Source organism: Nonomuraea sp. NPDC049655, assembly GCF_044465465.1.
Taxonomy (GTDB): domain Bacteria; phylum Actinomycetota; class Actinomycetes; order Streptosporangiales; family Streptosporangiaceae; genus Nonomuraea.
Window position 1 is genome coordinate 222401 of the sequence record NZ_JBITLS010000001.1, and the last position, 25272, is coordinate 247672.

At 71.9% G+C, this 25272-nt stretch carries 28 protein-coding genes and 1 tRNA gene; 19 read left to right on the forward strand and 10 right to left on the reverse strand.

Features of this window, described 5'->3' with window-relative positions; translation table 11 throughout:
- Positions 1-17 precede the first annotated feature (17 nt).
- Entirely contained in the window at positions 18-656 is a 639-nt protein-coding gene (locus tag ACIBQ6_RS01095) for a CGNR zinc finger domain-containing protein (protein ID WP_397209585.1), read from the forward strand.
- Positions 657-692: 36 nt separating this feature from the next.
- Here the strand turns inward: ACIBQ6_RS01095 and ACIBQ6_RS01100 are convergent, their stop codons facing one another.
- From ACIBQ6_RS01100 to ACIBQ6_RS01110, 3 genes are all read right to left on the reverse strand, one after another.
- Positions 693-1823 (reverse strand): tRNA-dihydrouridine synthase, encoded by a 1131-nt coding sequence (locus tag ACIBQ6_RS01100; protein ID WP_397209586.1) that lies wholly within the window; start codon positions 1821-1823, stop codon positions 693-695.
- An 81-nt stretch (positions 1824-1904) separates the two neighbouring features.
- Positions 1905-2525, reverse strand: a complete 621-nt coding sequence (locus ACIBQ6_RS01105; protein ID WP_397209587.1) for a DsbA family protein — start codon at positions 2523-2525, stop codon at positions 1905-1907.
- Positions 2522-2911 (reverse strand): RidA family protein, encoded by a 390-nt coding sequence (locus ACIBQ6_RS01110; RefSeq protein WP_397209588.1) that lies wholly within the window; start codon positions 2909-2911, stop codon positions 2522-2524. Before ACIBQ6_RS01110 ends, ACIBQ6_RS01105 begins: the two co-directional genes overlap by 4 nt.
- Positions 2912-3133: 222 nt before the next feature.
- Here ACIBQ6_RS01110 and ACIBQ6_RS01115 point away from each other — a divergent pair, with 222 nt between their 5' ends.
- Positions 3134-4231 carry an epoxide hydrolase family protein gene (locus ACIBQ6_RS01115; RefSeq protein WP_397209589.1) on the forward strand — a complete coding sequence of 366 codons (1098 nt, stop codon included), beginning with the start codon at positions 3134-3136 and terminating at the stop codon, positions 4229-4231.
- Positions 4232-4375: 144 nt separating this feature from the next.
- Here ACIBQ6_RS01115 and ACIBQ6_RS01120 read toward each other — a convergent pair whose 3' ends face one another.
- Positions 4376-5362: a helix-turn-helix domain-containing protein gene (locus ACIBQ6_RS01120; RefSeq protein ID WP_397209590.1), complete on the reverse strand. Its 987-nt coding sequence runs from the start codon at positions 5360-5362 to the stop codon at positions 4376-4378.
- 343 nt (positions 5363-5705) lie between these two features.
- Here ACIBQ6_RS01120 and ACIBQ6_RS01125 point away from each other — a divergent pair, with 343 nt between their 5' ends.
- The 4 genes from ACIBQ6_RS01125 (at position 5706) to ACIBQ6_RS01140 (ending at position 9796) form a co-directional block, all read left to right on the forward strand.
- A complete protein-coding gene (locus ACIBQ6_RS01125) occupies positions 5706-7133 on the forward strand; it encodes an alkaline phosphatase family protein (protein ID WP_397209591.1) in 1428 nt (475 codons plus the stop codon).
- A 70-nt stretch (positions 7134-7203) separates the two neighbouring features.
- A complete protein-coding gene (locus tag ACIBQ6_RS01130) occupies positions 7204-8463 on the forward strand; it encodes an MFS transporter (RefSeq protein WP_397209592.1) in 1260 nt (419 codons plus the stop codon).
- A complete protein-coding gene (locus tag ACIBQ6_RS01135) occupies positions 8460-9470 on the forward strand; it encodes a hypothetical protein (RefSeq protein ID WP_397209593.1) in 1011 nt (336 codons plus the stop codon). The genes ACIBQ6_RS01130 and ACIBQ6_RS01135 overlap by 4 nt, the downstream gene beginning before the upstream one ends.
- Positions 9467-9796, forward strand: a complete 330-nt coding sequence (locus ACIBQ6_RS01140; protein ID WP_397209594.1) for a hypothetical protein — start codon at positions 9467-9469, stop codon at positions 9794-9796. Before ACIBQ6_RS01135 ends, ACIBQ6_RS01140 begins: the two co-directional genes overlap by 4 nt.
- Positions 9797-9861: 65 nt before the next feature.
- Here the strand turns inward: ACIBQ6_RS01140 and ACIBQ6_RS01145 are convergent, their stop codons facing one another.
- Positions 9862-10818: a LysR family transcriptional regulator gene (locus ACIBQ6_RS01145; protein ID WP_397209595.1), complete on the reverse strand. Its 957-nt coding sequence runs from the start codon at positions 10816-10818 to the stop codon at positions 9862-9864.
- Between the two features lie 130 nt (positions 10819-10948).
- Here ACIBQ6_RS01145 and ACIBQ6_RS01150 point away from each other — a divergent pair, with 130 nt between their 5' ends.
- The 3 genes from ACIBQ6_RS01150 to ACIBQ6_RS01160 all read left to right on the forward strand — a co-directional run bounded on the left by ACIBQ6_RS01150 (position 10949) and on the right by ACIBQ6_RS01160 (position 13206).
- A complete protein-coding gene (locus ACIBQ6_RS01150) occupies positions 10949-11674 on the forward strand; it encodes an SDR family oxidoreductase (RefSeq protein ID WP_397209596.1) in 726 nt (241 codons plus the stop codon).
- Positions 11675-11723: 49 nt separating this feature from the next.
- Positions 11724-12506: an SDR family NAD(P)-dependent oxidoreductase gene (locus ACIBQ6_RS01155; RefSeq protein ID WP_397209597.1), complete on the forward strand. Its 783-nt coding sequence runs from the start codon at positions 11724-11726 to the stop codon at positions 12504-12506.
- Positions 12507-12600: 94 nt separating this feature from the next.
- Complete coding sequence (locus ACIBQ6_RS01160) at positions 12601-13206, forward strand: ester cyclase (RefSeq protein WP_397209598.1); 606 nt, start codon at positions 12601-12603, stop codon at positions 13204-13206.
- 15 nt (positions 13207-13221) lie between these two features.
- On the opposite strand, the gene ACIBQ6_RS01165 is transcribed toward ACIBQ6_RS01160, so the two are convergent.
- Positions 13222-14427, reverse strand: a complete 1206-nt coding sequence (locus ACIBQ6_RS01165; protein WP_397209599.1) for an MFS transporter — start codon at positions 14425-14427, stop codon at positions 13222-13224.
- Between the two features lie 57 nt (positions 14428-14484).
- On the opposite strand from ACIBQ6_RS01165, the gene ACIBQ6_RS01170 reads away from it, so the two are divergent.
- A complete protein-coding gene (locus tag ACIBQ6_RS01170; protein WP_358298078.1) occupies positions 14485-15462 on the forward strand; it encodes a DUF5937 family protein in 978 nt (325 codons plus the stop codon).
- Positions 15463-15613: 151 nt separating this feature from the next.
- On the opposite strand, the gene ACIBQ6_RS01175 is transcribed toward ACIBQ6_RS01170, so the two are convergent.
- Together ACIBQ6_RS01175 and ACIBQ6_RS01180 are read right to left on the reverse strand one after the other, a co-directional pair.
- Positions 15614-16333, reverse strand: a complete 720-nt coding sequence (locus ACIBQ6_RS01175; RefSeq protein ID WP_397209600.1) for a MerR family transcriptional regulator — start codon at positions 16331-16333, stop codon at positions 15614-15616.
- Positions 16334-16365: 32 nt separating this feature from the next.
- On the reverse strand, positions 16366-16848 hold the full coding sequence (locus tag ACIBQ6_RS01180) for a hypothetical protein (RefSeq protein ID WP_397209601.1): 483 nt from the start codon (positions 16846-16848) through the stop codon (positions 16366-16368).
- Between ACIBQ6_RS01180 and ACIBQ6_RS01185 the strand changes: the two genes are divergently transcribed.
- Positions 16841-17470: an alpha-L-rhamnosidase C-terminal domain-containing protein gene (locus ACIBQ6_RS01185; protein WP_397209602.1), complete on the forward strand. Its 630-nt coding sequence runs from the start codon at positions 16841-16843 to the stop codon at positions 17468-17470. The genes ACIBQ6_RS01180 and ACIBQ6_RS01185 overlap by 8 nt on opposite strands.
- Positions 17471-17612: 142 nt before the next feature.
- Here the strand turns inward: ACIBQ6_RS01185 and ACIBQ6_RS01190 are convergent, their stop codons facing one another.
- On the reverse strand, positions 17613-19058 hold the full coding sequence (locus ACIBQ6_RS01190) for an alpha/beta fold hydrolase (RefSeq protein ID WP_397209603.1): 1446 nt from the start codon (positions 19056-19058) through the stop codon (positions 17613-17615).
- 93 nt (positions 19059-19151) lie between these two features.
- On the opposite strand from ACIBQ6_RS01190, the gene ACIBQ6_RS01195 reads away from it, so the two are divergent.
- The 5 genes from ACIBQ6_RS01195 to ACIBQ6_RS01215 all read left to right on the forward strand — a co-directional run bounded on the left by ACIBQ6_RS01195 (position 19152) and on the right by ACIBQ6_RS01215 (position 22186).
- Positions 19152-19706 (forward strand): TetR/AcrR family transcriptional regulator, encoded by a 555-nt coding sequence (locus ACIBQ6_RS01195; RefSeq protein ID WP_358298068.1) that lies wholly within the window; start codon positions 19152-19154, stop codon positions 19704-19706.
- 194 nt (positions 19707-19900) lie between these two features.
- Complete coding sequence (locus tag ACIBQ6_RS01200; RefSeq protein WP_358298064.1) at positions 19901-20467, forward strand: MauE/DoxX family redox-associated membrane protein; 567 nt, start codon at positions 19901-19903, stop codon at positions 20465-20467.
- On the forward strand, positions 20464-21018 hold the full coding sequence (locus ACIBQ6_RS01205; RefSeq protein WP_358298062.1) for a hypothetical protein: 555 nt from the start codon (positions 20464-20466) through the stop codon (positions 21016-21018). Before ACIBQ6_RS01200 ends, ACIBQ6_RS01205 begins: the two co-directional genes overlap by 4 nt.
- 50 nt (positions 21019-21068) lie before the next feature.
- On the forward strand, positions 21069-21419 hold the full coding sequence (locus ACIBQ6_RS01210; RefSeq protein WP_358298060.1) for a hypothetical protein: 351 nt from the start codon (positions 21069-21071) through the stop codon (positions 21417-21419).
- A 206-nt stretch (positions 21420-21625) separates the two neighbouring features.
- Positions 21626-22186: a hypothetical protein gene (locus tag ACIBQ6_RS01215; protein WP_358298058.1), complete on the forward strand. Its 561-nt coding sequence runs from the start codon at positions 21626-21628 to the stop codon at positions 22184-22186.
- Positions 22187-22224: 38 nt separating this feature from the next.
- Here ACIBQ6_RS01215 and ACIBQ6_RS01220 read toward each other — a convergent pair whose 3' ends face one another.
- Positions 22225-22809: a hypothetical protein gene (locus ACIBQ6_RS01220; RefSeq protein WP_358298056.1), complete on the reverse strand. Its 585-nt coding sequence runs from the start codon at positions 22807-22809 to the stop codon at positions 22225-22227.
- A gap of 141 nt (positions 22810-22950) precedes the next feature.
- Between ACIBQ6_RS01220 and ACIBQ6_RS01225 the strand changes: the two genes are divergently transcribed.
- From ACIBQ6_RS01225 to selB, 3 genes are all read left to right on the forward strand, one after another.
- Positions 22951-23046: transfer RNA gene (locus ACIBQ6_RS01225), tRNA-Sec, on the forward strand.
- Positions 23047-23115: 69 nt separating this feature from the next.
- On the forward strand, positions 23116-23526 hold the full coding sequence (locus tag ACIBQ6_RS01230; RefSeq protein ID WP_397210356.1) for a rhodanese-like domain-containing protein: 411 nt from the start codon (positions 23116-23118) through the stop codon (positions 23524-23526).
- Positions 23517-25268 (forward strand): selenocysteine-specific translation elongation factor, encoded by a 1752-nt coding sequence (gene selB / locus ACIBQ6_RS01235; RefSeq protein WP_397209604.1) that lies wholly within the window; start codon positions 23517-23519, stop codon positions 25266-25268. Before ACIBQ6_RS01230 ends, selB begins: the two co-directional genes overlap by 10 nt.
- The last annotated feature ends 4 nt before the right edge of the window (positions 25269-25272 follow it).

Sequence of the window (25272 nt, forward strand, 5' to 3'; positions counted from 1 at the left end):
AGAGTACGGAAGAGGACGTGAGCAACCGGGAGGTTGGAGTGGAGCGCTGGCCGGCACTGGAACTGGCGAGCACGATCCGCCACGACGGCGACGGCGGTGTCGCCGACGACCTGGCGACGGCGCAGAGCACGACCCGCTGGACCCATCAGCAGGCCGAGCTGCTGGCCGGCCGCGCCGACGTAGCTGAGCTCACGGTGGGGGAGGAGCTCAGGAGCGAGATCGTCGGGCTCCGCCGGGCCGTGCGGGCGCTGTTCGCGCAGGCGGTCAGCCCGGCGCCTCCGAGCCGGGCCGACGCCCACCGGCTGATGCCGGTCGAGCAGGCGCTGGCGCACCTCAACGCCGCTGCCGCCCGTGAGGCGATCGTCCCGCAACTCGACTGGCCCGCGAGCGGAACACCCCGTACGGAAGTGTTGTCGACCGAGCGCGATGCAGGCGTCCAGTTGATCGCAGCGCTGGCGCGGGCCGCCATCGAGTTCCTGAGCGGTCCGCAGCGTGAGCAGTTGCGGGCCTGCAACGCGCCGCGCTGCGTACGCTACTTCGTCAAGAGCCACGGGCGGCAGGAGTGGTGCAAGCCGTCATGCGGTAACCGCGCCCGGGCCGCGCGCCACTACCAGCGCCACAACGCCACGACCGCCCAAGAGGTGGCCGGGCCCTGACCACTGCGGGATGAACCGGGCGGCACAGCGGCGATCCTAGGCGGGATGACGAACGCGGCGCATGCCCTGGAGCCGCTGTCGCGCGTTGCTCAGCGTCGCCATGGGTTCCAGGATGCGACGGTCGTACGTCTCCAGCGGCAGGCTCCGCGACACGCGACGGGGAAGATCGGGGTTGGCCAGCGCGCCCCGGCCGATGGACAGCAGGTCGGCATGGCCGCCGGACAGAACCTGGGCCGCCTGCGAGAGATCGTGCATGCCGCCGTTGGCGATGACCGGAAGACCGCTCACCTGGCGAGCCAGACTCGTGATCGTGACGCCGCCGTCCAGCCGGGCGGTCTCGATCCAGTCGCGTCCCTCGCTGGCGATGTGCAGGTACGTGGCACCCGCCGCCGCCAGCGCGGCGAAGATGATCCGGGCGTCGGCCGCGCCGCCGGGCCAGCGGTGGCCGAAGTCGTTGACCTTGCCCTGCGACAGCCGCACGCCGACGCAGAAGCCGGCGCCGAGCTCGGCCCGGATCGCGGCCACCACCTCGGCCGTCAGCCGGATCCGGTTCGCGACCGGGCCGCCGTAGGAGTCGGCGCGGCGGTTGGTGTAGTCGGTGAGGAACTGGTCCAGCAGGTAGCCATTGGCTCCATGAAGTTCGACCCCGTCGAAGCCGGCCTCCCGAGCCCGGACGGCCGAGGCCACGAAGCCGCCGATCGCCGCCTCGATGTCGGCGCCGGTCATCTCCCGGGGCGTGGGCCAGCTTCCGGACCCACCGTACTCGGGCAACATCTCCGCACGCGGCCGCACGGCGGACGGCCCGACCGTGTCGGCGCGATACGGGTTCCCCTGCGACAGCGCGCCGGCGTGCATGAGCTGGAGCACGATACGGCTCCCGGCGGCCCGCACCTTGCCGGTGATCTCACGCCAGGCCGACACGTGGGTGGCGGAGACGATGCCCGGCTGATTGAGGTAACCCTGACTGTTGACGGTGTCGGTATAGGTGCCTTCCGTGATCACCAGCCCGAATCCGCCCTCCGCGTACCGCTCGTAGTATTCGGCCATCTCCTGGGTCGGCGTGCCGTCGGGGGCGGCGGACACCCGGGTCATCGGCGCGACGGCGAACCGGTTGGGCAGGTCGAGGCCGCCGACCCGGACGGGCCGCAGCGTGTGGTGGTTCGTCATGGATGTACTCCCTTGATGCGTCGAAGGTCTGTTGCGGATCGCGCACGGCGGCGAGGAGGCGTGCGCGTTCCGCCCCCTCCCTCAGCAGCCCTCCACGCCGCATGAGGTCTGCACGGGCTCCGCGAGCTTGTCGAGGACCTCGCGGAGCGCGCCGGCCTGAGGGACGCCCTCGATCCGGTGGGCGCCGTCGATGATGATCGTCGGGACCGAACGGATCCGCAGTTCGTGCGCCTGCCGGAGCGCGGCCTGGTGCGTCTCGCCGTAGCGGCCGTCGAGGAGGGCGGCGCGGAACTCCGCCGCGTCGAGGCCCAGCCCGGCGGCCAGGTCCGTGAGCACGTCCAGGTCGCCGATGTCGAGGCCGTCCTCGAAGAAGGCCCGCAGCAGCCGGTCGTTGTAGGACTCGGCGTCGCCGTGCTCCCTGGCGTACTGGTAGCCCTCGAAGGCCAGTCGTGTGTACGGCTGGGGCGAGACGTCCGGCAGGTGGATGTCGACGCCCATCCGCTCCGCCATCGGGTAGATCGTCCGCTTCCAGATGTCCTGGAGGTAGGCGCCCTCGGGTTCCAGCGTCGGAACGGGTTCGGGGCGCAGCTCGAACGGCATCCACTCGACCTCGACGTCACGTCCGGCGACGGCCTCCTGGATCGGCCCCTTGGCCAGCAGGCAGAACGGGCAGACGTAGTCGGACCAGATCTGGATCCTCATGAACGCGCCACCGCGGTCGCGTCGACCTCGATCTGCCAGTCGGCCTGGGCCAGCCGGGAGACCTGGATCAGGGTGTCGGCGGGGTAGGGCTCCGTGAAGAACTCCCTGCGCAGCCTGATGATGGTGTCCAGGTTGGGCTCCAGGTCGGTGACGAGGATGGTCACCTTGACCGCGTCGGCGAGGCTGGATCCCGCTTCCTTCAGCACCCGGTCGAGGTTGGCGAACGCCTGCCGGGCCTGGGCCTCGAAGTCGTCGCTGACGGTGACGCCGTTCTCGTCGAAGCCGGCCTGGCCGGAGGCGAACACCAACCCGTTCACCTTGATCGCCTGCGAGATCGCATAGGGCTCGTACCAGTCGGGGGTGGTGCTCACGCGCTCACGCTTCATGACATCTCCTTGTATGTGCATACTTTGTACGTGCAAGTAGATGTTGCATGTACATGTATATTCTTGTCAAGTCCTGAGGGGCGGAAGCCTCACCGGGACGCGCACATATCCGGAGGTCAAGCCGGCTGCCGCGGGTGAGCTGATGGCTCGGGTCGTGAAGCGCTGCCAGAATCAGGTCGCTCGACAGACGTAGCTCACCGACCACCTGACGATTGCCGGAGCATGCGACCCTTTCACCTCGACGTGCCGGAGCACGTGCTCGCTGACCTGCGAGTACGCCTGTCGCGTACCCGGTTCACCACAGCCTCGGACCGCACGCGATGGACCGCGGGGGCCGACCCCACGGACCTGCGTGCCCTGGTGGAGCGCTGGGCGGACGGCTTCGACTGGCGCGGGGTCGAAGCCGGGCTGAACAAGTACTCGCACCACCTGGCCGACATCAACGGCCGGCGGGTGCATTTCGTCCACGTCAGGTCTCCGCGACGCGGCGCCTTGCCGCTGGTGCTCACCCATGGGTGGCCGAGCTGCTTCGTGGAGATGCTGGCAGTGGCCGATCGGCTGGCCGCCGACTTCGACGTGGTCATCCCCTCACTGCCGGGTTTCGGGTACTCCGAAACACCCCACGGGCCTTTCACCGGTCATCGGATCGCCGAGACCTGGCAGCACCTGATGACCACCACTCTCGGTTACCAGCGCTACGGCGCGTTCGGCGGGGACATCGGCGGCAGCGTCACCCAATGGCTCGGCGCCCTGTTCCCGGCCAGCCTGGTCGGGATCCACATGACCTCCGGCAGCCTCACCGCCGGCATCGACTCCGCGGCCGTGAACCCGGACGAGCGGATCTACCTGGAGGCCGAACAGGCCTACGACGCCCAGGACGGCGGCTACAGCGCGATCATGGCAACCCGCCCGGACACCGTCGCCGCGGCGCTGACGGACTCACCGGCAGGGCTGCTGGCCTGGATCGCCGACAAGTACCGCGACTGGAGCGACTGCGGGGGCGACCTCACGGCCCGGTGGGAGGCCGACGACTTGCTCACCGTGGCCACCCTCTACTGGGCCACCGGCAGCATCGGTTCCTCCTTCCGTCCCTACTACGACCATCCGCACACCGGGCCCCGCCCACCGATCACCGTGCCGACCGCGATCACCCTGAGCCACGAGCCCCTGATGGCAGGCTTCCCCCGCAGCCTGGCCGAACGCGCCTTTCCCAACCTGCGACATTTCGCCCGCCCCGACCGCGGCGGACACTTCATGGCCCACGAGGAGCCGGACTACCTGGCAGACCAGCTCCGCACCTTCTTCCGACCCCTGGCCTGAACCGGAGTCAGGTGACAACAGATCTCTCCAGAGCCGGGCAGGAACCGATCCTGGCAGGGGTGGCCGTGCACCTCTTGGCACGCGCCCTGCTCGCGCCTGGGCGACCCGCAGGTGCTCGGTGCAGGAGTGCGTTCGACGGGCGGGTCAGATCCAGCCCTGGCGGGCCGCGTACAGGGCGAGCTGGAAGCGGGTGACGGTGCCGGCGCGCTGGTTGAGCTGCTCCAGGTTGCGGGACAGGGTGCGGCGGCTGATGCCCAGCAGCTGCGCGATGGTGTCGTCGGTGATCCCGGTCCCGAGCAGTTCCAGGATCCGTACGTGCATCGGCCGCAACGCGGCCGGGACGCGGTCGCTCAGGTGCATCGGGAACGCCGAGCGCCACGAGGTCTCGAAGAGCCCCGCCAGCGCCGACAGCAGGCTGGAGGGACGCACCACCAGCAGCGAGTCGTTGACCTCCGCCTCGACGAACGACATCGAGACGATCGCCAGGCGCCGGTCGAAGACGGTGAGCTTGACCGGGACGGTCGGCAGCACCCGTGCATGCTCGCCCGCCGCGATGCAGGGCCGGATGTTGACGGCGTAGTAGAGGCCGTTCTCCACCGCGGACTTGGAGTAGACGACCCGGTACTCCACGCCGCGCTCCAGGTTGTGCACCTCGGTGGGATTGGCCCCCACGCGGACGTGGTACGGCGGCGAGTCGAAGCGCAGCACCTGCGACTCCACCGTGCCCTCGATGTGCTGGATCCGCTCGACGATGCGCGGCCCGGTCACCACCTCGACGAGATCGTCGGTGGCCTGGGGGCGCACCGAACGCCGGTAGTGACGGTAGGCGTTGACCGCCGCGGTGCGCGCCTGCAGAAGTTCCGCCGACCTGGCGTGGGACAGGCGGTCCAGCGCGATGGTGGGCTCCACGGCCGTGGCCTCCGGCCGTCCGGGGCCGCCGGCGGCGGCGGCCAGGCCCAGGTCGACCAGGCGGCCGAGGGAGCGCTCGGCCTCGCCGGGCTGCCGGCCCAGATGCTCGGCCAGGTCCGCGGCGGTGGTCCGGCCGGTGTGCAGCATGGCCAGGTAGACCTCGGCCTCCTGCGATGCCATCCCGAGGCGGCGCAGGTGCGCGAGCAGGTCGTCGTCGCTCATGAGGATCCCTTCACGTCCGGTTTGACGTGGCCGGGCAAATCCTGTCATGCAGGGGTTCGATCACGCAGGACCCACTTCCGCGTCGGCGGCGGCCGGTCCGCCGAGGGACCGCCGTGCCCATTCCGGCCACTGGCGACGGATCGCCACCACCCGGCGGCGGACGGGAGTACACCGGACTCGACACGCCCCCCATTCCCCTCCCAGAGGTGTCATGCGCCCTCGTCCGGACCGTCCCGTCCTCCCGCCGACGCCACCCACGGCGAGATCCGGAACGCGGGCCGCGACACCGTCAACCGCCTCCTCCAGCACTGATCCCTCACCCCCCCTGCAAGGAGGTCCAACGATGCACTCCCGCATCGCCGTCCCAGCCCGTGTGCCCGCTCTGGCGCTCCTGGCCGCGCTCGCACTCGCCGCACCACCGCCGGCGGACGCCGCCGTGCCCGCCGCCGCAACAGCCGCCGCGGCCGTCCCGCAGTTCGACCACGTGGTCATCGTCCTGTTCGAGAACAAGAACTACTCGACCATCAAGGGCGGCTCCTCAGCCCCCTACCTCAACTCCCTGGCCTCGCAGGGAACGCTGTTCACCAGCTCCTTCGGCGTCACCCACCCCAGCCAGCCGAACTACATCGCGCTGTTCTCCGGCTCCCAGCAGGGCGTCACCAACGACGACTGCCCCAAGGCGCTGAGCGGCGGCAACCTCGGCCAGCAGCTCCTGAGCGCCGGCCGCACGTTCAGGGCCTACTCCGAGGGCCTGCCCAGCGCCGGGTACACCGGCTGCAGCAGCGGCAAGTACCGGCGCAAGCACGCCCCCTGGGCGGACTTCCCCACAGTGAGCGGCTCCGCGTACCACGTGGCGTACTCCGCCTTCCCCAGCGACTACGGCATGCTGCCGACGGTCTCGTTCGTCATCCCCGACATGTGCAACGACATGCACGACTGCTCGGTCGGCACCGGCGACTCCTGGACCAAGAGCAGGCTCGACGGGTACGTCCAGTGGGCCAAGACGCACAACAGCCTGCTCATCGCCACCTTCGACGAGGACGACTTCACCTCCGTCAACCAGATCTACACCGTCTTCGCCGGAGCCCACGTCAAGGCCGGTCACCAGTCCACCACCCAGATCAACCACTACAACGTGCTGCGCACCATCGAGGACATGTACGGCCTGCCCGCGCTCGGCAACGCGGCCGGCAAGTCTCCCGTCACCGACGCCTGGACGACCTCCGCCCCCGGGACCACGGTCTTCTCCGACGACTTCGAGTCCGACCAGGGCTGGCAGGTCAACACGTCCGGGACCGACACGGCGACCGCGGGGACGTTCGAGCGCGGCGTGCCGCAGCAGACCACCTCCACGTACAGCAATCAGATCAAGCAGCTGACCGCGGCCTCCGGCACCCACGCTCTGACCACGGGCGCGGCGGCCGGCGCCGCCTACGGCGACAACGACCTGGACGGCGGCGCCACCACCGTCTCCTCCCCGCAGATCACCCTGCCCGCCACCGGCCCGCTGACCCTGCACCTGTCCTACAACCTGGCCCACGGTGACAACTCCGGCGCCGACGACCACCTGCGGATCGGCGTCGCGGGCGGTCCCACCCTGATCGAACGGACCGGTGCCGCCAGCGAGACGGCGGGGGCCTGGCAGAGCGCCACCGCCGACCTGTCCGCCTACGCCGGCACCACGGTACGGCTGTCGGTCGAGGCCGCCGACACCGGCGCCGCCAGCCTCTTCGAAGCCCAGATCGACGACCTGTCCATCACCCAGGGCTGACCCGAGCAGGCCCCCGCCGCCCGCCCGGCGGGGGCCTTTCCCCACCGCCACCGAGGAGGCGAACCAGCCCGTGTACCTGTCCACCATCGACCGGCCACCCCGGGGCCGCGCGGGCCGGGGCCTGCGCGCCATCGGCGTCAACGTCGTCGTGCTGGGGGCGGTGAGCCTGCTCACCGACGTCTCCGCCGAGATGGTCACCGCCGTCCTCCCGCTCTACTTCGTGCTCACCCTGCACCTCAGCCCCGCCGCCTACGGCCTGATGGACGGCCTCCACACCGGCGCGACGGCCCTGCTGCGGCTGGCCGGCGGCTACGTCGCCGACCGCCTGCGCAGGCGCAAGGCCGTCGCCGCCGCCGGGTACGGCATCTCCGCCCTGGCCAAGCTGGGCCTGCTGGCCGCCGGCGCCTCGATGCCCGCGCTCGGCGCCGTCATCGTCGCCGACCGGGCCGGAAAGGGGCTGCGTACCGCGCCGCGCGACGCGCTCATCACCCTGTCGGTCCCCGAGCCGCTGCTCGGCCGGGCCTTCGGCATCCACCGGGCGATGGACAGCATGGGCGCGTTCGCGGGGCCGCTGGCCGCGCTCGGCGTCCTGGCGGCCGTCGGGGCGGCCACCCCGGCCGCGTTCGACGCGCTGTTCCTGACCAGCTTCTGCGTCGCCGTCGCCGGGTTGCTGGTCCTGGCCGCCCTCGCCCGCGACCGCCGCGACAGGCGGCCCGCGGCCTTCCCCGTCACCCTCCGCGCCGCCGGCGGCCTGCTGCGGGCCGCCGGGGTCCGCAGGCTGCTCTACGCCGCCGGCCTGCTGGGACTGGCCACCATCGGCGACGGCTTCGTCTACCTGCTCCTGATGGCCCGCCAGTCCATGCCGACCGGCTGGTTCCCGCTCCTGGCGGTGGGCACCAACCTCGTCTACCTGCTCCTGGCCGCCCCCTTCGGCGCGCTGGCCGACCGGTACGGCCGCCGCACGGTCCTGCTGGCCGGGTACGCCGCGCTCCTGGCCGTCTACCTGTTGCTGTGCAGTGCCCTGCCGGCCGTCCTCGTGACGGTGGCCGCGCTCTGCTGCTACGGCGCCTTCTACGCCGCCACCGACGGCGTGCTGATGGCGCTGGCCGGCCCGCTCCTGCCCGCGGACCTGCGTACCACCGGGCTGGCCTGCGTACAGACCGTGCAGGCCCTGGCCTACCTCGCCTCCTCCCTCGTCTTCGGGCTCGCCTGGACGAACTGGGGCAGCACCGCGGCGACCGGGGCCGCGGCGGTCGCCGCCGCCGTGGCCGCCACCGCCACGGCCGTCCTCCTGACAGGCCGCCGCACGACCGTGGAGAACGCGCCGTGACCGGCCGCGTACGGCTCCTGGTCGCCGGCATCGCCGGGCTCGCCGTCCTGGCAGCAGCGTCCATCATGATCGCAAGAGCGGCCGGCACGTCCTCGCGGGCCGGAACCGCGGACAGCGTCTCGCTCGTCCCCGGACCGCGGCTGGTGGCGCTCAGCACCACCGCCGGCAGCTCCGGCCGGCTGGTGTCCGTCGCGGCCGGCGACCCCGCCGGAGCGCGCGCGGTCTCCGCCTTGTCGTGCGCCAGGCTGTACGCGGCCGGCGGCACCGGGCTGTGCCTGCGCGCGGACCCCGGGCTGACGACGTACCAGCTCGCGGTCCTGGACGCGCGGCTCCGGACGGTCAGAGAGATCCCCCTGGTCGGCGTGCCCAACAGGGCCAGGGTCTCGCCCAGCGGCCGGCTGGTGACCTGGACGGTCTTCGTCACCGGCGACTCCTACAACGGCGGCCGCTTCTCCACCCGCGTCGGCATCCTCGACACCCGTACCCAGGAGCTGATCCCCACCCTGGAGGACTGGCCGGTCACCGTGGGCGGAAGGCCGTACCGGGCCAGGGACCTCAACTTCTGGGGCGTCACCTTCACCCCCGACGACCGCCGCTTCTACGCGACGATGTCCACCGCCGGGCACCGCTACCTGGTGCTCGGCGACCTCGACAGCCACCGCCTGCGGGCCCTGACGGACAACGTCGAGTGCCCCTCGCTCTCTCCGGACGGCACCCGGATCGCCTTCAAGTCCGCGCTCGGCGGTGATCCGGCCCGTGGCTGGCGCCTGTCGGTGCTGGACCTGGCCACCCGCCGGGTCACCCCGCTCGCCGAGACCCGCAGCGTGGACGACCAGGCCGCCTGGATCGACCAGCGGACCGTCGCCTACGCCCTCCCCCGGGGACGGGAGCACGCCGACGTCTGGACGGTCCCCGCCGACGGCACCGGCACCCCGCGGATCCTCATCCCCGACGCCGCGTCCCCCGCCGCCCTCGGCGGCGGCGTCATCGGCACGGAGGCCGAGTGATCAGCGCGTTCGAGCCGCTGCCCGACGACGTCACGGCCGCCCTCGTCCGGACCGCTCTCGAACGCCAACCTGCTCGACGTCGTCTCGGCCCGCTCGTCACGGGCACACGCCGAACCGGGCCCGGCCGCCGCGCACCTGATCGAGGAGCACATGCCGGCCTGGGCAGGCACGGCCGCGCGCTCCAGTACGCCCGTCAAGCGCTGGACCAGGCGTCCTCGACGGGCTACCGCCTGCTGGAGGACCTGGCGCTGTCGCTCCTGGCCGACCTGGAAGGGGAGCCACGGCCGGCGCCTCGCGAGGGGGACGGGCGCCGCACTCGGCGGTGATGCGGCGCGAGGTGCGGGGTCGCGCTGGGAGGTCGAACGGCGCGGGACCTCCACCGCCACGTTGATCAGAGCGGATTCGACGGCGCGTCGGCAGCCGCTCGCTCCTGGGAGACGGCGGTCGCCGGGAAGCACGCCGGGTTGACGCGCGCCTGCTGGGCGAGGAGGTCGGCGAAGGCCACGGTGATGGCGTCGGGACGGGTGCGGGTGTAGGCGGCGAGAGCGCGGCGGATCGGCGGATCGGGGCGGAGCAGGACGCCGTCGAAGTGCGGCGGGATGATGTTGGCCGGAACCAGGGCCGGACCGAGTCCGGCGGCCGCGAGGAGAGGAGCGGCGGAGGTCTGCTCGGCGCGGATCGCGGCCTGCGGGTGGAAGCCCGCTTGGGTGCAGACCTGGTCGAGCAGATCGGCGAGACCGTTGTCGGGGGCGTAGTGGACCCAGGCGCGGTCGGCCAGATCGCTGAGGGCGACCCTGCCGGTGGGGCTGCCGGCCAGGGGGTCGTCGGCGGGCAGGACGATCCCGAACTCCTCGACGCCGAGTTCGCGGATCGGTCCCTCCCAACCGGCGGGCACAGGGCCGACGGCGAGGTCGGCGCGGCCGGCGGCCATGGCGGCCTGGAGCCGGTCGGCGTGCGGGTACTCGCGCAGCCGGATCCGTACGCCGGGGTGCCGGCCGCGCCAGGCCCGCAGGACGGGCGGCAGGATGCCCAGGCTGACTGAGTAGATGGCGGCCACCTCCACCTCGCCCTCCTCCAGTCCGGCCGTGCGCCGCGCCACCCTGTGCAGGCGCTCGGCCTCGGCCAGGGCGGCGCGGGCGTGCGGCAGCACTGCCCTGCCCATCGGGGTCAGGCGTACCGCGCGAGGAAGCCGTTCGAGCAGTGGGCCGCCGACCGCGGTCTCCAGCGCCCGCATCTGGTGGGAGAGCGCGGGCTGGGTGACGTGCAGGTGCTGGGCCGCGCGGGTGAAGGAGCCGAGGTCCACCACGGTCACCAGGTATTCGAGCTGCCGGAGCGTCGCCATCGCCATGAGCACAGTTTATAGATCCGGTAGAAAACAAGCCTTGGACTCATGGCAGGTGGGTGAGCCAGAGTCGTGGACGTGGCCGCCACCGGCAAGGTCGGGCGGCTGATCCCTGACTGTTCGAAGGAGTTCTCCCATGTCCGATGACACGCGCTTGAAGGGACAACGGCTCGTCGTGGTGGGCGCGGGTTCGCACACCGGGCGCGCGCTGGCCAGGTCCGCCTCAGCGGCCGGCGCCGCTGTCGTACTGGCCGGGCCGGATCTCCGCAAGCTGGAGTGGACGGCCGCCGAGCTGTCCGGGCCCGCCGAGGTGCGCGTGCTCGACCTCTGCGACGAGCGGTCGATCGCCGGCTTCGCCGGAGGTCTCGGCCGGTTCGACCATCTGGTCTCCACCGCCGCGGCGCCGGCCAACGGCCCGCTGAAGGACCTCGAAGCGGCCGACGTGCAGCGAGCGTTCTCGGCCAAGGTGATCGGGCCGCTGCTGCTGGCCAAGAACCTGGTGGGGCAGGTGTCCGAGCACGGCTCGTTCACCTTCTTCTCCGGTGTGGCCGCCTGGCGCCCGGCGCCCGCGCGCACGGTGATGGCCACCACCAACGGCGCGCTGGCCTTCCTGGTGCGGGCGCTGGCGGTGGAGATCGCGCCGGTCCGGGTGAACGCTGTTTCCCCCGGCATCGTCGACACCGGCGCCTGGGACGGCATGGGCGCCGACAAGGCGGCGTTCCTGCGCGGGGTGGCCGAACGCAACCCGGCCCGCCGGGTGGGCACCCCCGAGGACCTGATCAAGGCCGTTCTCTACGCCATCGACAACCCCTATGTCACCGGCACCGTGCTGCATGTCGACGGCGGCGGCCGCCTCGCCTGACCGCCGGCCCGCCGAATCATCCCGACCCGACTGACATCAGGAGCAATTGATGGATCTTCACCTGGAAGACAAGGTCTTCCTGGTCACCGGAGCCTCCGCCGGCATCGGCGCGGCCACCGTGCGCACCCTCGCGGACGAAGGCGCCTTCGTGGTCGGCACGGCCCGCGGGACGGAGGGCATCGAGCGACTCGGAGCCCGGGTGAGCGCCGTCGCCGCCGACGTGACCGACCCACGCGCGCCCGCTCAGGTCGTGGCCGAGGTGCTGGCCCGTCACGGACGCCTGGACGGCCTGGTCAACAACGTGGGCGGCCTCGAATCGCGCGGCGGCTTCCTGGAGGTGACCGACGAGCAGTGGCGGACGGCGTTCGACCTCAACTTCCACTCGGTCGTCCGCATGACCCGCGCCGCGCTGCCCGCCCTGCTGGAGCACGGCGGTTCGCTGGTCCATGTCAGCAGCGAGGCCGCTCGCCTGCCGGAGGTGCCGCTGGTGGACTACGCCGCCGCCAAGACGGCTCTGCTGTCGCTGTCCAAGACCCTGGCGGGCGAGTTCGGCCCGCGCGGGGTGCGCTCCAACGTCGTCGCCCCCGGCCCCACCCGCACCCGGCTGTGGGACGCCCCCGGTGGGTTCGCCGAGCAGCTCGGCGCCCAGTTCGGTCTCGCGCCGGAGGCGGCCGTCGACCACTTCGTCCGCGAGGTGCGCCGGCTGCCCAGTGCCCGGCTCGGCGAGCCCGAGGACGTGGCCCGGGTGATCGCCTATCTGCTCTCGCCGCTCGCCGGCCAGGTCACCGGTGCCGAGTGGGCCGTCGACGGCGGCGCACTGCGTCAGATCTGACCCGTCATCACCCCGTTCCTCCGCCCGGTCGAAGGGACCGGACGGCCTTCCCGGCACGCGCCGAGCGTGCCGGCTGATTCGAGGAGTACCGCTCATGCGTTCACGCACCCTTGTCCGCGTCGCCGTCGTCGCCGTGGCGGCGAGCCTCGCGGGCGGCATCGTCACGGCCGCCCATGCGCACGACGAAAGTCACCGGCAGGGCCCGCACGCCTGGCCCCAGCGCCTGGTCGACCACTCACCCGACCTGGTCCAGCCCAAGGCGATCACCGTGGACCGCTCGATCGGCGACAGGCGCGCGGCCCAGGAGGTCCACCTGGCCCAGCAGCTGTACACGTTCTGGAACACCGGCGAGCAGAAGTACCTGGACGTCGCGGTCAGCCCGCGGTTCAAGGACAACACCCTGCCGGCCGGCCGTCCGCAGGGCCCGACCGGCCCGGTCTTCGCCTCGAAGAACTTCCGTGCCGCCGTGCCGGACCTGACCTGCGAGCTGGCCGACCTGCTGGTCACCGGTGACAAGATCACCGCCCGGCTGGTCTTCCGCGGCCACTTCACCGGCGCCTTCAACGGCGTCCAGGGCAAGGGCCAGAGCGTCGACTTCAACGCCATCGACATCCAGCACGTCGGCGCCGACAAGATCATCGAAGACTGGCACATCGAGGACAACGCGACGCTGCTGAGCCAGCTCGGAGTCCACGGCTGACACCCCGCCTGACACCTACGCCGCGTGCCTGGCCACCGCGGCGGCGCCCGTGCCGGCCAGGACGAAGAGCGCGGCCAGGGCGAGCCAGCCCGCCGTACGGTGTTCGACGGCGGTGGTGACGAGGATCGGCGAGACCATGGCGGCCAGCGCGTAACCGGTCTGGCTGAGCCCCTGGTAGGCGCCCGCGCTGCGCGGGTCGGCCAGTTCGAAGGCCATGCCCCAGCCGCCCGCCTCGCCCAGGATCTCTCCCATGGTGTGGGCGAAGGCGGCCAGCACGAACAGGACGCAGGCGACGATCACGTTCCCGTGGGCGGCCAGGGCGTACAGAGCGCAGGCGAGAGCGAGCAGCCACGAGGCGCGCCTGACCGTGAGCCCGGCCTGGCGCACGTCGTCGGTGCCACGTGAGGCGCGCACCTGCAGCGCGGCGACGACCACGGTGTTGAGGACGAGCAGGACGGAGACGATGGCGGTGGGCGCGTCGGTGGTGGCGACCCAGAGCGGCACGCCGACGGTCAGCAGGCCGAACTGCATGGCCACCACCGCGTTGCACACCACGCTCGCGACATACCTCCGGTCCCTGAGCGGCGAAGGCCCGCCGGACGCGGCGCGCCGCCTGACGGCGGTCATCCCGGCGGCCAGCTCCGGCACCTGACGCCCGAGCCCGGCCAGCGGCACGGTCGCCGCCAGCAGCAGGACCCCGGCGGCGACCATCGCCACCCGGTAGGCCGCCGCGGTGCCGATCAGCAGCGCCGCCGCGGCGGCGCCCGTGCCCAGGCCGATGAAGACGTTCGTGACCACCCGCATCCGGGCCCGGATCTCGACCCGCTCCGGGCCGGGGTACCACCGGGCCAGCATCGCCTGCTTGGAGGAGGACCCCACCGAACGCATGATCACCGCCATGCAGGCGATCAGGGTGAACACGACGGCGTCGGAGACGAACGTGTAGGCGAGCAGTGCGAGCCCGTTGAGCCCCGTCGCCACCGTCTGGACGCGGTGCGCGCCGAACCGGTCGGCCAGCCACCCTCCCACGTACGAGGCCAGCACCCCGGTGCCGCCCGCGATGCCCAGCCCGAGACCCACCGTCTGCACGCCGAGCCCGATGACGAGCGTGAAGTACAGCGTGCTGACGGTGTAGAAGACGCCGCTGGAGAGCGCGAACGCCATCGTGCTGAGGGTCAGCGAGCGGGCGACGCGGTCGCTGGGGAAGAAGGTCTGGATCACGGTGGCTTTTATCCCGCGATAGGGCCTTTGTCGCCAATTGATGTAGCGTATGGCTTCATGGCGGGGCTGATCGAGTACGAGCTCGCGGGCATGGACGTCGCGGACGTCCGCTTCGCCATCTCGCCGCTCAACGAGCTCACGCTGTCGTTGCGCACGTTCCGCGACCCCGGGCGCTACCCGGTGCACCTGCCGTGGCTGCGCCGCACCGAGCAGGTCCGCTCCACGCTGGACGTGCCCCTGCTGCGCGCGCTCACCAACGACGACATGTGGACGCCGGACTACCTGTCGCCCCGCCCCCACGCGCCGCTCACCCGCATCGACGACGAGTTCGCCGCCCTGGCCCGCGTGCCCGCCGGGCGCGTGCTCGACGACCTGCGCGCCATCCACCCCCGGCTCCCCGAGCCGTTGCGCGGCGACCCGTCGGCCCGCATCCTGGACGCGCTGCGCGACTACTGGCGCACCTGCTTCGCGCCGTGGTGGCCCAGGATGCGGGCGGTGCTGCAGGCCGACGTGGTCCACCGGGGCCAGGTCATCTCGGCCCACGGCCTGGCGGCGATGTTCGCCGACCTCAACGAACGCGTCCAGCTGAAGGACGGGGTCGTCCGCATGCGGCTGATCAGCGACGCCCGCTACCGGCGCGCCACCAGCGGCGAGGGCCTCACCCTGGTCCCGACCCTCTTCAGCCGGGCCCCCACGACCCCCATCTCGCCGTCGGAGCCCCCTTTGGTCATGTACGGCACCCGGGGCGCCGGCACGCTCTGGCAGTCCGAGCCCCGTACCTCCCCGGCGGTGCTCGCCGACCTTCTGGGCGCCACCCGGGCAGGGCTGCTCACCACGCTCGAAGCCCCCGCCTCCTCGACCGAGCTCGCCGGCCGCCTGGGCGTCACCACCTCGGCCGTCAACCAGCACCTTCGCACCCTGCGCGCCGCCGGCCTGCTGGCCAGCGCCCGCCACGGCCGCTCGGTCCTCTACCTGCGCTCCGAACTCGGCGACGCCCTGGTCGCCGGCTCGGCACTCCACCGTGAAGGGGATTGAGCCGGGCGCAGCCAGGCACTCTCCGTCCTCCTGCGGAGGCCGTGCGCCGCACGGCGACCCTGGTGCGGACCGCCCGCGGCGGCGTCACGTGACCTGCACGGCCGGGTGACGCGGTCCGCCGGAGCGTTCGACGACTCCACGATCGCGGAGGTCAGCCGTTGATGAGCAGGGCCAGGCGGTCCCAGGCGGGGGATGAGGCCGCCGGCTGGGATTGCGCGGCCAGCCGGGCGATGGCGGGGTTGGGCACGCGGCGGATCTCGGAGCAGCTGGGGCGGTTGGCGAACCAGTTCCGGGTCCGGTCCGCGAGGGCGGGAAGGCGGGGATCGTCCGCGGGCCAGTCGTAGGCGGCATCATGTTCGAGATAGAGGGCGCGGAACTCGGGATCAGCCATCAGCTCGCGCTTCTCGGCGATCCACAAGGAGGCGTCCTCGGGCGGGGCGGTCTGCATGAGGATCCAGCCGCCGCGCTCCAGGTGTATCTGGCGCTCGCTCACACCGAGCCGGCGCAGCTCGTCCAGGTGGTCGGCGACCTCCGGGGAGACGAAGAGCCGGTCGCCGCCGCGCAGCTGAGCGAGTTGGTCGCGGGTTCGCAGCAGCTGCGCGACGCGGTCTTCGAGGTTGTGGTCGATCTCGGCGATGGCTGCCGCGAGCGCGTCCGGGTCGGCGTCGAGAAGGTCCTTGACGCGGGCCAGTGGCACGCCCGCATGGGCCAGGGTCCTGATCTTGACGAGGTCGATGGCGTCATTGGCGGTGTAGCGGCGGTAACCGGAGGAGTCGCGGTCGGGCTCGGCGAGCAAACCGCGTTCGTGGTAGTGGCGGATGGCTTTTATGGTCACTCCGGCGTAGTCCGCGAGCTGGCCAATCGTGAGCATGCTGGACATCCTTCCAGTCCGGCCGGTAGTGGTCAGATCCGGCGGGTGAGGCGGCCGCCGCCGTTGCGGAAGCGCGCCTGGCCGTCGCGGACGTCGTGGTAGGAGACGAGCAGCAGGCGCAGGTATCCGTCGAACGTCTCCCGCGGGTAGCCGGCGGGCGCGAAGAGGCCCGGCCGGATGGGCACGTAGCGCTGCGGCGGGGCGGAGGTCGTGCCGCCGGCGAACTCGGTGAAGATCCGCTCCTGCGTTTCGTCCGCCGGTTCGTAGGTCGTCCGTTCCTCGAGCCGGCCGTCGACGATGCTGACCTCGATGCGGAGCTGGTTGGAGCGGTAGGTGCCCACGTACGGCGTGAGGTCGACATCCTCCGATCCGGTGACCAGAGCCGGGATCCGGACACCGAGATGCTCGCTCAGCAGCCACCGCAGGATCTGGTCATGCAGCATGATCGCCCCCGGGCTGTTGCCGAAGGCCGTGAAGACGAGGTCGTGCTCGGGCAGGACACACAAGATGGACACGCCGCCGGGCGACGCCCCGGCGACGACGATCTGGGAACGCTGGGACAGCATGCTGCCCGACGGCTCGATCAACCCCGGCCAGATGACCTCGTTCAACCACTATGCGCTGGGCGCGGTCGCCGACTGGCTGCACCGGCGGGTGGCCGGCCTCGCGCCCGCCGCCCCCGGCTACCGGCGGATCGAGGTCCGCCCGCTGCCGGGACATGGGCTGACCTGGGCGGAGGCCGATCTGGAGACGCCGTACGGCGATGCGGGCGTGGCGTGGCGGATCAGTGACGGCACCCTCATCCTCGAAGCGCGGGTGCCGCCGGGGACCGAGGCGATCGTGCACCTGCCGGGGCGCGAGCCGTTCCGGACCGGCCCCGGCCATCATCAGTGGAAGGCCGAGCTGCCGCCACCGGCGTCGCCGGAAGTGATCGCGGACGCCGTCGACGACGCCTGGCTGTGGGAGCGCCTGACACAGGTGATGACCGCCCATGGCGTGATCGGCGATCCGGCGGCCCTGGCCGCTCGCGGGTTGCGCCTGCCGCTGTCCGAGCTGGCCTCCGTGGTCGCCCCACGTGCCGCACCGGAACAGGTCGGGCGGCTCCGGTCGGCCCCGGAAGAGCAACTGCGGCCGTGAGCCGGGCCCGGCACCGGCGGCTGAGGCCCCGTGCGGGATTCCCGGCCCAGACCTTGAGCCGTCGCGCCCCTGCCAAGGAAGGCGAGCCTGGCGCGGGCAGGCATGAGACGAGCCCCGGCCGTCTCGGACATGGTCGCAGTGCTCAGGTTCTGGCGCCGGTGGCCAGGACGCGCCCGACGAGGATGTCGGTGAACCTGTCCGGCTGCTCGAACAGCGACCGGTGCCCGGCGCCGGGCAGGACGGTGTGTTCCTTGTGCGGCGCCACGAGTGTGGCGTACCAGTCGTCCAGCAGCCGGCTGCGTTCCGGGACCTCGTCGGCGCCGTCGATGAAGTGGACGGGGACGGCGAGCCGCGGGACGCGCGTCCGCAGGTCGAGGTCGCGGGCCCGCGGGTAGTAGCGGTCGTAGGCGTCGAGGAAGCCGGTGACGAGGTGAACTTTGTCCAGCAAGGAGTATTCGGACGCCGCCAGGCTCTCGTCGAGGCCGCCCTGTCCGTTCCCGGTCGCGTAGACCTTGCTCTCGGCGAGCAGCATCGGCTCGTAGCCGTACATGCCGGCATAGGGCGGGGGCCCGACGGCCTCCAGCGCGGCGGCGAGGTCGCGGTCACGGTGACTGCGCGCCCAGGCGAGGGTGTCGGCGTACTGGACGCGGTCGGCGGCGCCGGTGTTCACTGCTTGACCGACGCCGACGTAGGCGTGGAACAGCTCGGGCCGCCGTTGCACGGCGAGCACCGCCGGCAGGGTGCCCCCGGAGTGCGCCAGGAGGTAGATCCGGTCCTTGCCGAATCGGGTTCTGAGGTAGTCCGCGGCGGCGAGGATGTCGCCGGTCTCGCTCGCCGGGGTCAGCGTGGCGGTGGGTTCGAGCGTCGGGTAGGAGCTGCCGCCGCCGCGGCGGTCGAGGGTGGCGACGACGACGTGGTCCTCCAGCGCGGACAGGTGCGCGCGCACCGCTCCGCGTTCGGCCGCGCCGGGCGCGCCGGGGACGAACAACAGGACCGGCTTGGCCGTGTCCCGGCCGCGGATCATCAGTCCGAGCCGGTGGGAGCCGCTCGGGACGGTCGTCAGCTCGGCGACGGCACGCTCACCGGCGATCGGGGCGGTGCTCGCGGGCAGTGCGACGCCGATCGCCGGCGCGGCCACGATCATCGCGAGCGCGCCGATCAGCGTCCGGCCGAGCAGGCGCCGGACGCGGCCTGCTCCCGATCCTGATCGGGCCAGGCCGGTTCCCTGTCCTGATCGGGCCAGGCCGGCTCCCCAAGCGGCGCCGACGAGCATCGGAAGCAACGCGAGCAGCCCGTGCACGCCCCGCCCGGCGAGGAACGCGAGCACTCCGAACAGCCCACCCTGGGGCGCGTCGACGCTCGGCCCTTCCGCGCCGGTGCGGACGATCTCGAAGACCAGGGCGAACACCGCCGGCGCCGCGATCATCGCCCATCGCGACCTGGCGAGGTATCCGGCGACCCCGCCCACGACCAGGCTGAGCCCGATGCTGGTCAACGCAGCTGCCGGGGTCAGCGGCCCGCGCGGCGTACTCACCCCCGCGACCGCTCCCCACACCAGCGGTGCGAGTACGGACGCAATCCTGTTCACGATCATCGCCACCCCCTTCAGACGTAGCAGTCGCTACATGCATACGAATGTAGCATGCGCTACATTCGTGGGTGAGACTGCTACGGTCGAGCCATGGATCGTCGTGCCGAGCTGGCCGAGCAAGTGCTGGACTACGTGCTCGAACACGGTCTGATCGGGTTGTCGCTGCGTCCGCTGGCCACCGCCCTGAACACCAGCGACCGCATGCTGATCTACCACTTCGGCAGCAAGGAACGGCTCGTCGGCGCCGCCCTCGCGCTCGCGCAGCAGCGGCTGGCCGCGGCGGCCGAACCTCCCGGCGAGGCGGTGCGCAGCGTCGCCGACCTCGTCAGGCATCTGTGGTCCAGCCTCGCGCACCCGAGCGGCACGCAGGCCACCCGGCTCTATCTCGACCTTTCCGTCCTCGCCGCCAAGGAACCCGAACGCTGGAGGGCCGCCGTCGAACAACTGCGCGGGCCGTGGCGCGAGCCGTTGCGGAGCGGCCTCCTCGCCTTGGGGGTCGCGGCGGGCGAGGCGGAGCCGCTCGCCGACCTCATCCTCGCCACACTCGACGGCCTGGCGCTCGACCGCATGGTCGCCGCGGACCCGGCGCGCGCCGACAACGCGGCGGCGGCCTTCGCCGACCTCCTCGACCGCCACCCCGGCTGACCGCTGTCCGGATGGCGGAGAAGTTCAAGGTCGCGTTTCCGGGAGCGGGAAGAGGTCGGGAGAGATCTGGTCGCCCACGGATATGTGGTGGAGGACCGTCCTCGGGTATCCCGCGAAATCGATCTTGTCAAGAGTTGATCATTTAAGGTCCGTACCATACTTTTTCGTTCATCCGACCCTGACGGGAGCGACGGATGAATCTGAATGCGGCAGTTGCGACCGGAGCCGCTGCTCAGGCCGTACTCATCGTGGTTTTCCTGATAGCGACACTGTCAAAGACCATAACCCACCGCGAACTCGGCCGGACCATCGCACAACTGGGTCCGGCGGCTCTGGGAAGGCATGCCGCGATCGCGGTGATCGGCGTCGAGATGCTGGCCGTGATCGGCCTGACGGTGGCGCCGTCCGCCCTGTGGCCGCGCGCGCTCATCGTGCTGCTGGCGCTGGCGTTCGCCGGCGCCGGGATCCGCGCGCTGAGCCGCGGCGAGAAGATCAAGTGCGGTTGTTTCGGGAACGGCGGCGCGGTGCTCGGCTGGCGCCAGGTGCTGTACCTCCCGCTGTGGCTGGCGCTTGTCGTGCTGGCCGAGGCGAACCCGCCGACCTGGACCGGGCAGGAGGGCCTGCTCGGCCTGGCCGTGGCGCTGCTGGCCATGGTCGCCTGGAAGCTGAGGGCCGAACTGCGCCTGTTGCGCCCGCTGCGGGAGGACCGGATGGTGCTTCCCGACCCCACCCAACCCGAAGCGGAGGTGCACGCCGCATGACGACGGTGCTGCTCATCGTGATCTGCCTGCTGGCCGTGGTGCTGTTCGTCCAGATCGGCGCGCAGGTGGAACTGTTCCAGCAGGTCAAGCAGATCCGGGGCTACCTCGACATGGAGGACAAGCCCACCCCGGTGGAGCTGGGAACCCTGGAGGGTGCCCCGCCGAGCCGCTTCGGCCTGCCGGCCGCCCTCGACGAGGCCGAGCGGGCCATGGTGCTGTTCCTGTCCAACAAGTGCGAGACCTGCCACAACCTGGCGTCGGCGCTGCGTGGGGGAGCGGTGCCGCCATCGATGTGGGTCGTGGTCGTCCCGGTGTCCGGGGACGGCAACGAGTTCATCGCCGAGTTCGGGCTGTACGGCGAGCGGGTCGTCCTCGACGAGGACGAGAGCATCGTCACCAGCATCGGGCTCGACATCACACCCGTCGCACTCCACGTCACCGAGGGGAAGCTGACACGGGCCCACACGGTGCCGACGGTCAGGCAGATGTACGCGGCCGCCCCTGTTCCCTACAAGCACAACCTGGCCGGCAAGCCCTCCGTACGGCACTGATCCGATTTCACCCCACGGCCAGAGAGGCCAACATGGATCACCTCCACAAAATGTCGGAAGGACCGGACGCGTCGAACCGGCGAGGATTCCTCGGCTGGATGGGCAGGGTCGGCGTCGCGGCGATCGGCGCGGTCGCGGGCGCGACCGTGATGACCAAGCCGGCGGCGGCGGCGAACTGGCGTTGCTGCAACCTCGCCCTCCCCAACACCTTCTGCAAGACCAACAGCAGCGGACAGTACGTCTGCCCGTCCGGCTACAGCATGAAGGTGTGGCAGTGCTGTAGCGGCTCGGCGCCGTACCAGCGGAAGTACGCCTGCGGTGAGTGCACGAAGGGCGCCGACTGCGGTTCGGGCCCGTTCATCTGCTCGGCCGGCTGGACCGTCAACGCCAACGGCTGCTGACAGCGACCGGGTGGCCGGTCCGGCGCGATGGCCGCGGCCGGCCACTCCGGATGGAGGATGTCGTGTCCCTTGACACCTGGCTGACCTTCGCGCTGCTCCTGCTCATCGCGAGCGCGGGCTTCGCGCAGTTGTTCAGCTTTTGAGGCCTTTCCTTCGTCGGATACCTCCGCCCCCTGGTCCAGGGGAGAGTTCCCGGGGAGAAGCCCATGTACCGGCCGATCCTCATGCTCATGCTCGGCTTCAGCCTCTCCGCGCTGCTCGCGTACGGGCTGGTGCATCTGCTCGGCTCCGGCCTGTTCGGCGGGATGCCGGGGACGGGCGCCAAGCTCGCCGCGGCGACGGTGATGCTCGCCTGCCTGGTCATCGACTCCGGCCTGTTCGGGCTGCGCACGCCCATGTGGCGGCGGCAGACTCCGCAGCAGCATTTCTACCGGTTCGGCCCGGCCAGGGGAGCGCTCCTGTGGGGGCTGGACACCGGCCTGGTCCTGACCACGTTCAGGGTCACCTCGCTCACCTGGGCGGCGCTCGGCGTCACGCTGTTCGGCCTGGTGCCGTGGTGGGCGGGTCTCGCCTACGCGATCGGCTTCACCTGGCCGGGTTTCGCGCTGGTCGCGATCGTGCCGTCGTCGAAGGACCTGGTGGAGATCCCTGAGCCGATGTGGCTGATCGACTGGCTCATGGAGAAGGAGAAGCCGGTCAGGCGGCTGATGCTGGGCCTGCTCACGGTCGTGTTCGCCGGCGTCGTCGCTTCGTCGTTCCTGGGCTGACGCGCCGCCCGCCGCTCGCGCGGGCGGCGCGTCGAAGGTCAGCAGGCGCCGTTGAAGAAGGAGATCTCACGCCGGACGACGGGCTCGCCCGGCACCCGGAACTCCAGCGGGACGCACGCCGGCTCCTTCACGTAGAAGCCGCCCACGAACATCGTGTCGTGGTCCGAGCACGCGGTGAAGGACACCGAGTGATCGGCCTCGGCCGGGGTGCGGGCGTTCCTGGACGGCTCGGAGTAAAGCAGGCCCGCGCTGTCGTGGAACTTCGCCGGGATGGACACCGTGATCGTCTTGCCCTTCCTGACCAGCGCGCCGACCTTGAACCTGTGGTCGCTTCCGTACTGCTCGGCCCGCGCGTCGCCCCACGCGAGCAGCCCGGGGATGAGCAACGGCCCCACCACGAGGTCGTCCGGCTCGGCCGTGCGGCTCGCCGTCTTCTCTCCCGGGAACTCGCCGTTGCGGTTCGCGCAGTTCAGCACCCGCGGATTCGCCAGGCTTCCCGGCCGGCCGGACGACTGCGCCGCCGTTCCCGCGTCGGCCTCCCCGGTGGCACAAGCGGTCAAGGACGGCAGCAGCGCCACCAGCGCCGCCCAGATCGATCCCCTGCGTACACCTTTGAAGATCATTATCCAGTTGTACACCTCGCCGCCGGAGGTGGCCAGACGTCAGTGGATCACCTTCGGCGCCGCCGTCGCCGTCCGCGAGTGAGCGGCCCGGCGTGAGAAAGATCTTCAGTCGGAGCCCCGGAGAGGGTTAAGATCACCAGCGGAGGCGTCCGGGTGCCTGGTGGCCCTCTCGGTCTTCAAAACCGATGGCGCCGAGCATCTCGGCGCGGCGGGTTCGATTCCCGTCCGCCTCCGCCAGACCTCACCCCTGGAGTCCTGCTGAGCATCGACGCGTTACTGGCTCGGGCGCGTGCCGGGCTGCGCCGCCTGCCGCCTGCCGAGGCTCTCGCCGCGGCGAGTCGTGGTGACGCCTTCATCGTGGACACCCGGCCGGAATTCCAGCGGCGCAGCGGCGGCGAGGTGCCCGGCGCCATCGTGATCGAACGCAACCATCTGGAGTGGCGGCTCGATCCCCGTTGCGACGCGCGGATCCCCGAGGCCACCTCGGCGCACATCCGCTGGATCGTCCTGTGCGACGAGGGATACTCCTCCAGCCTGGCCGCCTCGGCCCTCAGGCAGATCGGGCTGGCGAACGCCACCGACGTGATCGGCGGCTTCCAGGCGTGGATCGCGGACGGGCTGAGGGTGAGCCGCCCCGCCGTCCTCACCCGGCCGCGCGGTCCGGGCGAACCGGGCACGGACACGAGGCTGACGGCCGCCGAGCGCGCATGTGGGTGATCGCCACCGCCGGGCACGTGGACCACGGCAAGTCGGCTCTGGTCCGCGCGCTCACCGGGACGGACCCTGACCGCTGGGCCGAGGAACGACGCCGGGGCATGACCATCGACCTCGGCTTCGCCTGGACCACGCTCAGCTCCGGCCGGCAGCTGGCGTTGGTCGACGTTCCCGGGCACGAGCGGTTCGTCACCAACATGCTCGCCGGCGTCGGCCCGTGCCCCGCGGTCATGTTCGTGGTGGCGGCGGACGAGGGGTGGCGGGCCCAGTCCGCCGAGCACCTGGCCGCCCTGCACGCCCTGGACGTGCGGCACGGCCTGCTGGTGGTCACCCGCACCGACCTCGCCGATCCCGGGCCGGCGCTGGAGGAGGCCCGCCTCCACCTGGAGGGGACGAGCCTGGCCGGGATCGACGCCGTCTCCGTCAGCGCCCGGACCGGGCAGGGCCTGCCCGAGCTGTCCGCCGCGCTCGACCGGCTTGCGGCCGGCCTCCCGGAACCGCGCAGGGACGGCCCGGTGCGACTGTGGATCGATCGGGCGTTCACCGTCACCGGGGCCGGAACCGTCGTCACCGGCACGCTCACGCACGGCACGCTGCGGGTGGGCGACGAACTGCTCGCCGGGCCGGACCGGCTCCAGGTCCGCGGCCTTCAGGCGCTCAACCAGCGGCGGGACGCGGTGTCGGCGACGGCCCGCGTCGCCGTCAACGTCAGGGGCGCCGATCGCGACACGCTGCCCCGGGGCACCCCGCTGCTGACCCCGGACGCCTGGATCACCACCCGGTCGGCGGACGTGCGCCTGGAGCCCGGCGCGGACGTCGGCCGGGAACTCGTCTTCCACCTGGGCTCCGCCGCCGTTCCGGTCCGCCTGCGCCCTCTCGGCGCGGGCACGGCCCGTCTCACCCTGGCCCGGCCCCTGCCGCTCAAAGTCGGCGACCACGGCCTGCTCCGCGATCCCGGCCGCCGGATGATCGTGGCGGGGGTGCGCGTCCTCGACGTACGGCCGGCGCCCCTGCGACGACGGGGAGCCGCGGCGGTCAGGGGGGCCGCGCTCGCCGGCGTGACCGTGCCCACCGCCGCCGACCTGCTGCGCTGGCACGGACTGCTGAGCCGGGCCGAGCTGACCGCGATGGGCGCCGCCCCCGATGGGCCGCCGGTGACGGGCGACTGGTTCGCCGACCCCGGCCACTGGTCCGAGCTGCGGCGCCGCCTGACGGAGCAGGTGTCGCAGCGCGACCAGGGGATCACGGTGGAGGCCGCCGCCCGGCTGCTCGGCCTGCCCGACCGGCGGCTGGCGCGGGCGCTGGTCGCCGAGCCGTTGACGGTCAGAGCAGGGGTGATCGTCGATGGCGACCGGGCGCGGGCGCCGATGCCGCCGCAGGTCGAGAAGGCCGTCGCCCGGCTGCGGAGCGACCTCGCCGGCCGTCCCTTCGACGCCCCCACCGCCGAGCGCCTGACCGAGCTGCAACTGACCGGCGCCGCCCTCGGCGCGGCCATGCGTGCGGCGGCGTTGCTGCACATCGGGCGGAACGTCGTCCTCCTGCCGGACGCGCCGGAGCTGGCGGTCGCCGTGCTGAGCACGCTGCCCGCGCCCTTCACCGTCAGCCAGGCCCGCACGGCCCTGGGCACGAGCCGCCGCGTCGCCGTACCGCTCCTGGAGTACCTCGACGCCCGGGGCCACACCCGCCGGGTCGACAACGACTCCCGGATCTGCCTTCCACCCGCCGGGTCCGGCGGCCGTGGGTGATCAC